Genomic DNA, 14,452 nt, shown 5'->3' on the forward strand with positions numbered 1-14,452 from the left:
GGTGATTCTCCAGGGGAGCAGAATTGATAATTCACAAGCCGCTGGGCCATTGATCTGTTCTAGAAATCATATGTGAAGATCAATTTCAATGCAGGGGTGATCCATGCCCCGCAACCATTTTTCAGAATCGTATGCGCACGGACCTCGCCGAAGTAGGAGAACCACGAAATAGATTTGGCGATGGCTCACTCAGTTTGAATTCGACCGAGTAGGTTAATGTGATCTGGCTTACAGCTGTTACTGATGCGTCGCCGTCGAACATTAGGAGCATTGAAGCCGTCTGTCTACGATCAATATTACACCAGCCCTGCGAACTCTTCCTTAGAGATGTAAGGGGACAGACAACAAATATCCCCTTGACCATCTTAAACTCTCCCAGGCTACTCGTTTAGCTCGCGTATCCGAGTAAGTGGATGACATGTAGGCGCATGCCTCAAACCGGTTTTCAGAAATACAAAACATTTCTTTGGCAACGATTGATATCGCGCAACCAAATTGGTTTTATTAATTTCCTCGTCTATATTTGACTTTGACTTTTTGAAGGTGGGTATTACATCAAGATGATCGAGAAGGTTCTGCATGGACTCTTGGTCCCTAAGGATGTTGCGAATTAGATCTTTATCCTGTTCTCCTATTCGGCTCGTAGTGCCGAAGAGCGCGTTCTCACCGATATCTTTTCCACAGATAACATTTACCTTTACGGCTTCATTCATCGCGCTTTTTAGAAATGTTTCGATGTTTCTAATCGCATTTGCTGTATATAAAATTGTACAGATGTCAATTGATTTTAATTTTTTCAAGTTTGATATCAAGGCTTCCCTGTGTTCGACTGGGATTAGGAAGTTATTTGAGTTAGATTTGGTTTCTATGCCCGTCAAGTAAAAATTCATTGAGGAAATTATTTGCGATCCTGTGATGATTGTGTCGGTTATAAGAGTCGCTCTTTCGGAGTCAATTGCAATACTTGCCGGAGAGAGACTCTCGATACTACGACCAATATCGTTGTCCTTAAATAATACTCGGTGCGTACCATTGTAGTCGCCGATGTGCTTTATTAGAAAAGGGTTACTACCTTCTTCACTTAGTAAATGCTCGACTTTTTTTGTAAACTTAAAGATGTCCTCTTTATGCATCACTGTGTGAGCAGATATTAATGTTACTAACGCTTGGTGGAATTTTTTTGGCAGGGAGCTAAGCCACTGTACTAAATTTGAATGCGCATCGGTTTTGGATATGTCTCGGTGTATTGAAACTACATCCACGGCAGAGCTAAAGCCATTTAAGGACAATATATTTTTTTCGTCAAAAATAGTGGTTGGGTAACTTTTGAAGTGATTTCCTTTGGAGGAATAAATGTCCAGTCTGCTTGTTATGGATTTATATATTTTACTTATAAAACTGTGCATGGCAGCAATATATATGCCGGACGAATCCTCGTAGAAGTAAACGTGCTCAGACGAGCTTATAGCTATGGAGTGTTTCGTCTCAAATTGATGAATTTCATTAGTGGTTATGTTTACTAGCTGTACCATGTTGAATGGATAATCTTTTCCATCGAAATGTAGGGACTCGCTGATTGGAGAAACTATAGGTCTGATGCGCTTGAACTGAACTGTGTCTAAGGTTGAAGTTTCGGAACTGTGCCGCTCTACGAGTTCGCAAAAGTTCTTCCTGTATTGCTCAATATCGGTATGAAGATATAAAGCTAACGAAGGGGTCACTGTTGTAGGGATTAATTTTAAAGCTGCTTCTATAGTGTTTAATAGGTGTATTGGTGTGCTATCAGTGGGGGTCGTACTTTGATCGATGGCGTATATATGACGATCACTGTCCTTTTGATTAAAGCGATGGTATTGATCAACAAATTTGTCGATTCTTCTTGCCGGCTCAGTTTCGTCGATCGAGAGATATAGAGCGGCTGCTGCAGCTAAGTCGAAGTAAAACGGATCCTCAGATCCATTTATTTCTTCAATCTGTAGTAGCAAGTGTTTTATAAATTCGACAGCGTCAATAGCGTCGCCCAAGTTGTCAATATACTTATCTTTAATTATAAGTATGTTGGCGTCGTGGCTTGAAGTAGATCGAAAGTAACTTTTAATAAAGTTTTTCTGGTTGTTGACTAGTGTCTCGATGTTTCCGTCCCTATCTTCAAGTATTATTGTTCTTGAGTTTACAAGTTCTTGGCTAAAGGGCAATAATGTATTGTCGGTAAGTAATCGATCTTTACAGAATATGTTGGGATACGCCCCAGAGGCTTTGCACACATTTATTATGTCGAGGAGTTTTTTTAGCTTTTGCCCTGTGGTCTGTTCTGAAATAGTCTCAGTCAAGGTTTTTAGAATTTCCGGTGTATAATCGACAACTATCTCACTATAGCCATTGTGTTCGTTTAGAGGGGTACTTGTTGAATGAAAATTAGTGGTTGGCTTCCTGAAAAGAATAGATCTTTCTCTTTTTAATACGATCGAACTGTTTTCGATAATATTTTTTTCAAACCATGACTTATTCGTGGTCGGAAATATTGATGTCTGGTCTTTGTCTATAAGCCACTTGTAGAAGTCGGCTTTATCTTTGAGTTCGTCAAGCGCTTTCTCAATGCCTGCGCTTTTTAGATCGTTGTCTTGGAGCGTTATGTATATTAGTAGAAGGCTGTGGAATTTCTCAAAAATTTTTCTTTTGTCAATAAGTCCGCGGAATATATTACCGTCAACAATTGTTGATATTAGAAGTAGTGCGTTATCTTGGCTGTATTCAATGTCGCTTATTTTTTTGAACCAGTCAGGTGCCCTGTGAGCTATTTCTGTTTCATAGGTATTGAAGATATGTGCGCAGTATTTCCACGAACTTCTCAATAGATCGGTTGACTTATTTTTGCTGGATATAGAGAACAGGCATAACAGGTAGTAGTATTTGGACGCAGTTGAAGGAGCACATATCTCTGGGGGGGAATCTATCGATAGTTTGCCATTTCTTTCATCAGTCGAAAGTTTTGCATAGAATGTAGCAGCTAGATCATTGAGATCTTTGCGTTGAGTTCTCGAGCTTGCACAGAGGGGGTATATAGCCTCAATGAATCTTGGTAATTCTTTTATATCGTTCAGGGCGGTGTTGAGCTGTTCGACTAATCTTGTATTTATTTCTAGGTTTTCATTCTCTGGAAGGCTTATTAAGCAGTTTATTATATGTGGTGAAGGGATATCCTTTAAGCTAATTTCCACGCCAAAAACTAATGCTAGGTAGGTAAGGTTTTCATTGGTTAACTCGGATTTTGATAATTTTTTCTCAAATCGAATTATCAGTTTTTTAAGATCGTCTGAAGCTGACTTGCTAGACTCAAGTGCAGTTATAAGGCTCGCAGTGAATACTTCTGATTGAAGCTCGTCTAGGTGATCTACTGACTCAAGCGCGTCCCAGTTTTCGGGTGAGTCTAAGACAAAATTAAATAAGTGTTTATATAGACTTCCTCTTCCAATTTTAGCGTTCAGTGTAGGTTCAACCTTTTCTCTTTTTAATGGGTCAAGGGTTGGTACGCCTGCCAAATGGGAAAATATAAAGGCCAAGTCATCATTGCAACTGTCTGACTGAACGAGCTTAATGAACTCATTTATCGCTAGATTTTTTTGTGTAGTAGTCGAGTCAGCAAAATTTCTTGAGACTCTGTCAACAGCATACTTTGATTGAGAGCGATAAGTGTTAAAGTCCTTGGAGAAATGTCTTATTTTAGTAATACTGGTTTTTTCATTGTTTATATCTAGTCCTAGCAATTCGAGTTCTGCACGAAGCATTGCAAGTGCTGATTTGGCAGAATCTTCGGAGGGGGCAATAATGAAAATATCATCTACATAACGTTGGTAGAGCTGAATTTCCTCTAGTTGCAATTTCGAGTCGAGGTTTAGATCAAGATTATCAAGGTATAGCTCTGCTAAGTACCTTGCATAAGCTGGGCCTTGAGGCAAGCCAACTTTTGAGTTAACAACTCTTTCCGTTATTTCAAAGAGTGTATCAATGTGCGATTGGTATGAGCTTTTTGATTCTGCTGATAACTCACTTAGCTTCGCGTCGATCCGCGGGTTAACGCCTCCAAGTAACATCCTTTTGAGATTGTCATGAGGGATAGTGTCGTAGAAACTTTTTATGTCTGTTTTAAGGATGTAATAGTTTTGATTGTCTGGATCTTCGATTGCGCTGCTTATGTTAGATACGAATTTGATCCATAGATACAACCATGGCTGAAATATGTAGCCGTCACTAAAACCCTTGTTTGGTTTGTATCCGTGGGAGTTGCTGCTTGGGGGGATATTTAAAAAATAAATGAGCTGCTTCAATATGCAAGAGGTTGCAATTCTTTCAGGCGCTTTTAGCGTAATGAGCGTTCGAACTTTGTTTTGTTCGTTCCGTAGATGCTTATAAAATTCTGCTGATTTAGGGGTTTGTATTACTTTATTTACTAGGGTTAGTAATCGGTAGCTATCGGTGGAAGACAGTTCATTTATTATTACTTTTGACTGAGCTTCGTCGTTTAGAAATAAGTAGCTAAGCTCGGCTGTTTTAGTTATTTCAATGTCGGATTTTGATATCTCAAATGTGGCGTCTGTAAAGTGCGTGTATGTAGGAATACAAGCCTTTATCAGATCTTCGACTGTTAGTGAGCTTGTAAATTTTACATTCGTAGTGTTTTCTATCTGTTCTTGTGATGGAAAATTGAACGATGACAATTTCTTTATGGATCGAATCGTTATCTCAGGATTGTAGTTTTCGCTCTTGCTAAATATATCTATCAGGATTTTTTGTCCTGCATCTTCTATATTTTTTGCTTTGATGTTGTAGAGCATGCCTACAAGAAGTTTCCTTTCCTCGTGGTTGAGGTTTCCGCCGTCTATTATTTTATTGCCTAGAGTATGGAGCGGCAAGTGATCTTTCCAGTGTGCCTGCAACATATCCAGTGTGAAGCCGTTGTTTCGTATTCCTATTGATTTTATTCTTGCGGGGCGCAATGTTTCATCATGAGTGAAGTTGAAAATAACCCCTAGGGCCGTTTCTAATTCAGATTTGCTTGTGCTTTTATGTTGTTTTAGAATCTCTAGGTTGGCATTTATAGTTTCGCTATCAAGCTCTGTGGTTTGTTTGAATGTGCAAAGTTCTGATTGTGTTTTTAATAACACAGCGTAACGCTTTGATTTGGTATGTTTTGAAAGTGGAACCTTTACACCTAGTCCGGTGCCATCTGTTGGAGTACCTGAACTTGGAAAAAGGTCTACTCCTATCAGATCTTTATTATAGAAAAGTTGTGTGCTCTCGATCAAGGCTTGTTGGATTTCGTAGCCTGTACGATAGCTTGTTTTCTCTTTAAATGTTATCCAAACGTGAAAGCCTCTGTTTCCAGAGAACTCTAGTAGATAAGGTACATTTAGCTTACTAAGTGATGTGCAGAAGCTATTGACCGTGCGCTCAAGCTCAGCTTGTGCGATCGGCCTAAGTTCATTCTCTAAGTTTGGTTTTGAAATGTCAAAATCAAAACAGATCCATTTGATTGTTAGGTCGTTATTCTTTTGGTAAATTGCAAGTGATCCGGAAGTACTTAAAGTCTTCTCCAAGAGTTTTTTCGTAACTGCGCCAGGTTTTCTCCTGTACTTCCCATCGGGCTGATGCTGTGCGTGGGAAGCCTGATCTGTGGCGAAAAATTCATGTAGTAGCGCTGCTAATTCGTTCAACATAGTCGACTCCATAATTAAGTATAAAACAGTATTTGGATATTTATTTTGTCAAGGTTATGTGTGTCAGCTTGACAGAAAACATCATGTTCGGATCGTACTGCATTTATGTTTGGTTTTTTTAAGATCATGCAATGTGTGCCCCATGAATAAGTATGCTTATCTGGGGCAGAATATTTAAAATATGTTTTTCAACCAGCCTTTCAAACGGATTCTTTTGACCAAAATAGAGCGCTAGAGCTTCCTTATAGAAACATCGAGCGTTACTAAGGGTATCTACGAATGCAGAGGAAGCTAAAGAAGGCCAAATACTAATTCCGCTGCAATACTCCATCTCGGCAATACTAATGAGTTCCCCCTCTTTTCTGAACAGAAGGACAAGGTGTAAACAGGTACTCCTCGTTTCGGGTAGAGGGGTAATATACCTAGCTATATACACTGTGTCGGAAATCAGTTTGATTATCATACGGCAACACATCGCGGTCTAATTTGCGAAGGCTGCCATCTTCGAAAGTTAGGCTGATTGGCAAGCCGATGTATTTTTTTTTGTCCATTGGGATGTTTATACGCCCACCTCCCGTATTTAGGCGTGCAGAAATCTTCTTTGAAGATTCTTCTTTTGTAGGAGGCATCGACGTTTGAGTTACGGATTAGTTCGATTTGGTTACTCAAGCACTCTAGGGGGCGCTCGTTGCTTACGTCTAAGCACTTAATTCTTGCAAAAACGTGGAATTCCAAGCGGTGGTGTAGCTTGGTTTGGACATGTGAGAGTTCTAAGGCGTTGCAGCGTTTCTTTATGAACTTATTTTTATCATACAACTCCAGCTTGCTGAAGAAGTAGGCTTGAGCTTCATTGCCGCCGACGTACACGCTCTCGTCCATTACGCGCTCTATCATAGTCGCCCAGCTTTTTACTTACGTCTGGGTATTGAATGTGCGGGTTTATTGGGACCACCCGTGACGTCTGATTTGGACGTCTCAATGCCAAGGGCTTTCATCCTGAGCGTCGCCATCTTTAACCCCACGGTGCCACATATGTGGAGGCAATCCTAGCACTGCGTGATATCACAATAGAGGCAATCATTCGGATTTTTATGAGATCAAAGGCGTTCGCTTGAGTCAGTAGAGAGGCATCGCTTAGCGACGCTTGAATTGCCCCTGACTTCGTCGACAAAGTGATTGCGCGGTTGGCGTCAGGCAGTGAAGGGGCGAGCCATCGAGTGAGCATGTGTTGACGTGACTGTTTTCACGGTCTCACCCGGGGCATTTCCTGCCGGTTTCTCCTTTGTATGGAATGGTCAACGCTGTGTTTACCATTTATGCCGACCTCGTCCTCTCGCTATGAACTGCCATGGTTTTGCTAGGCGGAGAGCGAGTAAATTCATGGTCAGCAGATAGTAATAACGCGTCGACTCAGCGTGCTGATTCAAGTGCTGATTTAGAAACCAGTCGAGATGCTTTCTCTGCCAGTTCCATGGGGTATCTCGGTTCCAGCGATTAAAAATCGCCTGTTGAATGGCCTTTGCCTGGCGAAGGTGACGCTGGCGTGTGGCATGCGACCCGCTCAGCACCCCTGTCAGAAAAACCTCCATATCGAATGGCTTGCTCATGCTCGACCACCAATGTAAGCCGACACCACGTCGATACGGCCGTGTCCGAGTTCATAGCTGATTTGCACTCGGGCCTCCTGATCGAGGCGTCGGTCGAGTTGGTAGCAATGGCCATCGTTGATAGGCGCGGGATGCTGGGTAATTTGCTCATAGCGTTCGCACGCATAGGCCGTCCGTAATTCATGAAAGCCTTTCAGGCTGTACAGATGGAGGAGGTCCCGTGCGGATCGGACGATTTTCCGTTGGAAATCGAGGTAGCTTTCGTTCGGCGCAAGCAGGTTGTGACTGCCACCGGGTGAGACCTGTTCGGCGAATCTTAGCGCTTTGCGAATATGATCATCCACCCTGATCCAGCGAGGAGCCGAGGCACTTGAGCGGCCCCCTTTGGTGCCATCCTGGATGTTGATCTTGCCGTAGTGTTCTGCCTCACGTTTTAAGCGCGGTAGGTCGGCCAAAATGGCCTCGCGTAAGCGCATGCCGGTGGCTCACGCCAACTGAGCGATGGCCGCCGCGCGAGGCATTTGGTGTTCGCAGAGTACCTCGACGATCTGCTTCACGTGTTCGCGGTCTTGGCCTTGTGGCACCGAATGACGAACACTCGTGCGCCGCATTCCCAGCGCCTTGCTCGGACTAGGCACTTTCACAGACTGATCACCGCGAAGCGCCGCTATGGTTCGGTTCACGCTGGACAACCGGTTTTGCGCGGTGGCAATGCCGATAGCCCCTTGTTCAACTTGCTGACGCAGATACCCGGCGTAGCCCCGCAAAGTCTGCCGATCAATCCGCCGCGCATCGTTGAACCCTGGTCCATCCTCCGAACGACACCACCGTACAAACGTCTGCCACCGATCACTGTGCGCCTTCACCGTGCCGTAATGCCCGCCGCCAAACAGATCGCGCAACGCCTGTGGCCCGGCGTAGCTCAGCTGTCGCCCATAGCCAAAATTGCGCCCATCTCGTCTGCCCACCAGCGCCATGATCGAACTCCTCTCGAAGCCAAAATTTTTAAAACTTTCCCCACGTCATCCCGCCAAGAATGTTGAGTGTTATCAGGGATCAAGGCCCCTGCGACCTGTGAGGTTGTCCACTAACGCGGGACTGGCGGCTCTTTACGACCGGGAGCATGGGCATCTCATGATCTGGCCCCCTGAGCACCGTTACCGGTGGGCGGGTGGAGGCTGCATTGGCTGACGAGACCAGCGCCGCGAGATCTTGAGTCGGGTTAAGGCAGTGAAGCGATGACCGGGGCATGCCTGACTGTCAGTCAGGTGCAGTCCATTCCGTGGACTGCGGCACCATCATCTGCATCGCTGTTGCTGGTGACTTCGGTGTTTGTCACGCCGATTGTCACGAGGGGAAATGCCGCAAAGCCTTGTACGAGGTGGGCTGCAGCGGTGGTAGGAGCGCCCGTCTCTTTCCGGGAGAAAGAGACGGGCGCAGGTTGGCGTAAGGAAATGGCCAAGCGGATAGGTTGCTGCAGGGCAACTATGAAAGGGGATGAGTTGCCGCAGTGGGCACACTGATAAAAGTAGGCATCCATCACATCGCTGTGACCGTGCGAGCCGCCGGACGCTAATCGCACTTTGGGCGAACCATCACTGTGTTGCGTAGCCTTAAAGGTTCTGGCTACCTGGGTTGCTGTCGGCGACAGCGCTTTGCCCGATCTTTTCTACGTCTGTGGATAGTTCGTCATCTTGATCTTGGAGGAGTGACGTTCGCCCGGAACTGGCTCACTGAGATGATTGCGTTAACTGCACGGCAGAAATGCCGTCACTGAAAAAATCAGCCCGCGGTCTAACTCCCCTCAATCAAAGCCCGCTCTTCCAGCCAGATCTCTTGAACAAACTGATCCGTAATCGCGTAAATCCCGTGCCCGCGTCGCATGATGATGTTCTCGGCAACCAGCGCAATCACCACCGGTTGAATCTCTTCGACCCGCACCTCTCGCCCGACTGACTTTGAATACTCAGCCGCTGCGTCAGTGGAGAAAATTCCGCGAGCATCGCCTTCTGTAGATGCGATTTTGTTGAAAACGGCTTGAGCCAAGCTACCCAGTTGCTCGACTTTTTCCAGCTCGATGCTCGCCGCGGCCGAGCGTAATGTGCTGGCTATTACGGGTAGGAAAACATCGGGCTCGCCCTCTTGCTGCAAGAGTTGGCGTAGGGCCTTCAACATTTCTTCAGGGCGATTTCCCAAAGTGTTGAACGCTTCGACAGCGGCTTCGAGGGACGGCAACTTGTCCTTCTTCACTGTCATTGCGAGTCGGTTGAGTAGGAATTCAACGTAATCGCCTTTCAGCAATGGATAGGCTGCTGACGTGGCTCCGGAAAAGGCGTGGTTGCGTTTGGCGGTCAGTTCGCTGACTTGCGCTCTGTGCGAACCTGTTCCGATAAATAGAAAGTATCCCGGCGTTTTCGGACGAGGGTTGATTGCATCGCGAGCGGCTTTGAGTGCCAGGAGCAGCTGATTGCCGTCGTCTGAGGAAATGGCGTGCTGCACCTCGTCAATGATCAACACCAGATCCGTCCTGGCTTGATCTACGACTTCGGTGAGTGCTTGCGCCAGTGTTGGGCCGTCGACGTTGCCAATGCTGTCGAGTTTGAAGCCGAACTTGAATCCCCCGGCGCCGATTTCAACATTGCTGACTCGCTTGAATGTTTCCAAGGCAGAGGAGCCCGGCGTTTGCAGATCTTTCAGGGTTTCCCGGATGGCGTTGTGCACAAGCGTTGCCGGGTTGGCCAGAGTGTCGCTCCATAAGTCGACGTAGATGACCAAAGCACCTGCTTCTTCCAAGGCCGGGATAAGGTCGTTCCTCAGAAACGTCGTTTTGCCTGTGCGGCGCAGGCCAGATAGAAATAAACCTGAGCGCAGACCTTCGTCGAGCACACCTGGATTGAGAAGCTGGTTAGCCATTGACTCGGCCAGTTCTGGGCGCTGAAAAATGCTGCTCATACGATTACACCTTTTTATGTGTACACCATAATTATTGCTATTTCATAATTTAGCATAAAGATGGAAATGTGAACCGTTGGTTCAAAGTCCGCGCTTTCGAAGTGTGTAAGAGGAAGTGTGGCTAATCGCGCGAAGTGCGAGGGGAGAAGCTATTTTCACCGAAGGTAAAACTGCCAAGAATATAAACACCCCACAAACAACAAAGCCCCTGCATTTCTGCAGGGGCTTTGTTTTGTATGGTGCCGGCACCAGGAGTCGAACCCGGGACCTACTGATTACAAGTCAGTTGCTCTACCAACTGAGCTATACCGGCGTTGTGGGCGACGATTATAGCGATTGGGAAGATCCTGTAAACCCCTGAATTCAGACTATTTTTGCATCGCGGCAAATTAAGCACTGCGCAATGCGTAACGCAGCATTTGTGCCTTACGCACGATAGGGCTGTTTTGCAGGACAGGCAGTGGAGTTTCGGCTTTCGCGAGGGCGAAATTATTCGCTCGGCGAGCGCCATTATTCGGCGGTTATGTCGTTTTGATTGGCAGCTTATGCACAACTGAGAGGCACGAAGTCATACTCAGGCGAGGTTTTGTGAACCCATTCTCATTTTGTTCGCAAATCCCTGTTTTACAGGTTTTTTATTTATGTGAACAAAAAATGACCAGTGTTGTTAAGGCGACGAAACAGGCGCAGATATTGGATCCACGGCAAATCCATCAACAGAGTTATCCACAGGCTGTAACGTTTTGAGCGCGTTCGGCGAGCAGCAGTAAGTTACGCGGTGTGAGTGAGGTGTCGCAAAAGGTGCCGAGGCGTACGACGTATCCCTGTTCTTCGAGGAAAAGCGCCCGATCCAGATTCAGCCAAAGCTCCAGCGGTCGTCGGAACAATCCGCGAAGCAATTCGAGGTTGCGAACTTCGGCCAACCTCTGCCAACCGGCGGCTTCCAGTGTCGACCAATCTGGCGAGCCGATTGTGGATAACTCTTTCAGCGCTGCCAGATCGCGGCAGTAATCGGCGAAGGTTTTGTCCAACCAAGCGCTGGGCAGGGACGGGGTGGGCAGGTATTCGTCAATTCCACGTACTTGCCGTTGCAGCAAATCGAAAGCCAAGCGCCGGGCCATGGAGGTGTCACGCTGACGTCGGACCCGTGCACCGGCGGTGACAGTTTCGCTCATGGGTAGAGCCAGATCTTCGAGCGAGAGCTGTAGGACGGATCGCAAACCGACAGAGGACAACGCCTGGTACTCGTTGCGACTGATGCGGTTGTAACAGCAAGGCGCGATCGCCATTTGCTGGCAGTCGGCAGCGCTGGCCAGTTGCATCAAGCGCACATGCAGATCGCCGCAGGCGTGGAGGGCGACGGGTGTGTGGGCGGCGCTCAATACACCTGAAGCATTCGCTGCCAACACATCCTGCTCGACATGCAGCGCGTGTAAATGATGGCGCTGACTCAACGCCTGACCGCTGGCGACCAATGCCGGATCGTATTCAACGCAGGTCAACTGTTGGCCATCACTCAACAACCGCCGGCCCAAATGCCCCTTGCCGGAACACCAATCGAGCCAGTGCGTCGGTTGCGAGGAAAAAGACAAACGACTGGCAAACGCTTCAATCTGCTGCCACTTGCGCCCCGGTACATCGACATTCAAGCGATGCACCGCAGCTTCCAGCGCATGCCCCGGCAACTCACCGACCGCGCTCAGCTCAGCCGACAGCGTCGCCAATGAAGCAAACGGCTGCGGCGCATCGGCCAGATCAGCGGGTTGGTTGTGAGCACTTTCCGCGTCTTCCAGTGAGCGCCCGCGTAGCCACAAGGCCAGCTCCGGGTAGGACGCTTCCCAGGCAAGCGAAAGATGAGTGAACGGACGAGGTTTCCACAGCGCCTGATGCGTTGTCAGAAATGCATCCAGCGCGGTGAAGCGGGCGAGTAACTCCTCGCCCGTCAGCACGCAGGAGGAGTCAACGCCCTTGGCAGGCATCGACGCGCAACCATCGCTCCAGCTGTTTGAATGCCTGAACGAGAACAAACGACATCAGCAGGTAAATGACGCCTGCGGTGAAGAACATATCCACGTGGAGGTAGTTGCGGGCAATGATCGTGCGGGTAATGCCGGTGAGCTCGAGCAAGGTCACCGTGCTCGCCAGAGAACTGGCCTTCAACATCAGGATGACTTCGTTGCTGTAGGCCGGCAGGCCGATGCGCGCGGCGCGCGGCAGGACGATATAGAACAATGCCTTGGCCTTGGACATGCCCAGTGCACGCGCGGCTTCGATCTCGCCCGGCGGGATCGCTTGAATGGCGCCACGCAGGATTTCGGCGATATAGGCGGCAGTATGCAGGGTCATCGTGGCGACAGCGCACCAGAAGGGTTCTCGCAAATACGGCCACATGAAACTGTCGCGTACGGCGTCGAACTGAGCCAGGCCGTAGTAGACCAGAAACAGTTGTACGAGCAACGGAGTGCCACGAAAGAAAAAGATGTAAGCGTAAGGAAATGCGCGAACAAACCAGAGCTTGGAGGAGCGCGCGATGCCCAGAGGAATCGCCAGCAACAACCCGAGAATAACGGCGATGCCCACCAGTTCGAGTGTCAGGACGGCGCCCTGAAAGAACTTCGGCAGCCACTTATAGATGACTTCCCATTCCATTACGTCGTCCTCACGAAGCCACGGGCGGCGCGTTTTTCCATGAAGTGCATGGTGGCCATCGCCAATATGGTCAGGCCCAGATACATGACGGCTGCGACCAGATAGAAGGTGAATGGATGCTTGGCGAAGGTCACGGCGTTCTGCGCATTGCGCATGATTTCTTCCAGGCCGATGACCGACACCAGAGCGGTGTCTTTCATCAGGATCATGAACAGATTGCCCAGGCCGGGCAGGGCGATGCGCCACATCTGCGGCATGATCAACCGGGTGAAGATCCGCCATTTCGACAGGCCCAGGGCCTGACCGGCCTCACGGTGTCCTTTCGGAATGGCCAGGATGGCGCCACGAAATACCTCCGTGGCATAGGCGCCGAAGCACAGTCCGAGTGCGGTTACGCCCGCCACAAAGGGGCTTAGCGCCAGGTCTGGATTGCCAAAGTATTCGCCAATGGCATTCATCGTCTTGACGGTGCCGAGGTAGATCAGCAGAACCCAAAGCAGTTCCGGCACACCACGTACGATGGTCGAGTAGGTTTCGCCAAGCCATTGCAGCGGCTTGTACGGGGAAGTCTTGGCCAAGGCGCCGAGCAGGCCGAGCACCAGTCCCAGGCATAGGGCGGTGAGAGCCAGTTGGACGGTCATCAGCGCGCCGGCAGCGAGGGCCGGGCCGAATCCGTAGAGGTCGATAATCATGGGTTTCTGTTCAAATTGCGGCAGGCAAAGTCGGGAGCCGGCGCCGTGCAATCACGGCGCCAGTCCCACAGGTCAGGATCAATAGATGCTGAACGGGAAGTACTTGTCGTTGATCTTCTTGTAGGTACCGTCGGCGACGATTTCCTTCAGGGCAGCGTTCAGCTTGTTGCGCAGTTCGTTGTCACCCTTGCGCACAGCGATGCCGATCTTGTCGCTTTCTACAACCGGGTCGCCCTTGAACTCGTAGTTCTTGCCCGCGTCGCTTTTCAGCCAGTCGTAGTTGGCGTACTTGTCGGCGAGGATCGCGTCGACACGACCGGACGTCAGGTCGAGGTAGGCGTTTTCCTGGGTGTCATAGAGTTTGACGTTGAGATCGCTGCCGTAGTTGTCTTCCAGCCAGGTGCCGGCCAGCGTGGCACGCTGGGTACCGATGGACTTGCCCTTCAGCGAGTCCTTGTCGGTTTTGAAGTCGACGTTTTTCGGTGCGATGAACTGCAGCTTGTTCGAGTAGTACGGGTCGGTGAAGTCGACCGCGCCCTTGCGCTCGTCGGTGATCGACAGCGAGGAGATCAGGAAGTCGAATTTATTCGCGTTCAGGGCCGGGATGATGCCGTCCCAGTCGGAAGTGACCACGGTGCACTCGACTTTCATCTTCGCGCACAGGGCGTCGCCGATGTCTTTGTCGAAGCCGACCACGTTGCCGCTGGCGTCTTTGTTGTTGAACGGCGGGTAAGCCGCTTCGATGCCCATCTTCAGTGTTTCGGCCATGGCACCGGCGCTGAACGCCAAGGTGACGGCGGCGGCCAGGAAGACCTTTTTAAAATTCTGCATGCATGTT

At 48.7% G+C, this 14,452-nt stretch carries 7 protein-coding genes, 1 tRNA gene and 1 pseudogene; all 9 read right to left on the reverse strand.

The annotated features are described in order from the left end of the window. Positions 1–380: 380 nt before the first annotated feature. Complete coding sequence (locus LOY43_RS01455) at positions 381–5,714, reverse strand: RNA-directed DNA polymerase (protein WP_258709098.1); 5,334 nt, start codon at positions 5,712–5,714, stop codon at positions 381–383. 1,307 nt (positions 5,715–7,021) lie between these two features. Further along, a complete protein-coding gene (locus tag LOY43_RS01460; protein ID WP_258709099.1) occupies positions 7,022–7,321 on the reverse strand; it encodes a hypothetical protein in 300 nt (99 codons plus the stop codon). Beyond that, positions 7,318–8,298: pseudogene (locus LOY43_RS01465) on the reverse strand (integrase domain-containing protein). The gene LOY43_RS01460 and the pseudogene LOY43_RS01465 overlap by 4 nt, the downstream one beginning before the upstream one ends. 817 nt (positions 8,299–9,115) lie before the next feature. Further along, positions 9,116–10,273, reverse strand: coding sequence for an ATP-binding protein (locus tag LOY43_RS01470; RefSeq protein ID WP_258709100.1), 1,158 nt, complete (start codon positions 10,271–10,273; stop codon positions 9,116–9,118). Positions 10,274–10,510: 237 nt separating this feature from the next. Further along, positions 10,511–10,586, reverse strand: a tRNA-Thr gene (locus tag LOY43_RS01475). Between the two features lie 409 nt (positions 10,587–10,995). Next, the gene (locus LOY43_RS01480; protein WP_258709101.1) at positions 10,996–12,252 is read right to left on the reverse strand and encodes an SAM-dependent methyltransferase; all 1,257 of its coding nucleotides are present in this window, start codon (positions 12,250–12,252) and stop codon (positions 10,996–10,998) included. After that, entirely contained in the window at positions 12,233–12,922 is a 690-nt protein-coding gene (locus LOY43_RS01485; RefSeq protein WP_095047148.1) for an ABC transporter permease, read from the reverse strand. The genes LOY43_RS01480 and LOY43_RS01485 overlap by 20 nt, the downstream gene beginning before the upstream one ends. Beyond that, positions 12,922–13,614 carry an ABC transporter permease gene (locus LOY43_RS01490; protein WP_095047149.1) on the reverse strand — a complete coding sequence of 231 codons (693 nt, stop codon included), beginning with the start codon at positions 13,612–13,614 and terminating at the stop codon, positions 12,922–12,924. Before LOY43_RS01490 ends, LOY43_RS01485 begins: the two co-directional genes overlap by 1 nt. A 78-nt stretch (positions 13,615–13,692) precedes the next feature. Then, positions 13,693–14,445, reverse strand: a complete 753-nt coding sequence (locus LOY43_RS01495; protein ID WP_095047150.1) for an ABC transporter substrate-binding protein — start codon at positions 14,443–14,445, stop codon at positions 13,693–13,695. Positions 14,446–14,452 lie beyond the last annotated feature (7 nt).

Source organism: Pseudomonas sp. B21-041 (genome assembly GCF_024748675.1).
In the GTDB taxonomy this organism is placed as follows: Bacteria; Pseudomonadota; Gammaproteobacteria; order Pseudomonadales; family Pseudomonadaceae; genus Aquipseudomonas; species Aquipseudomonas neuropathica.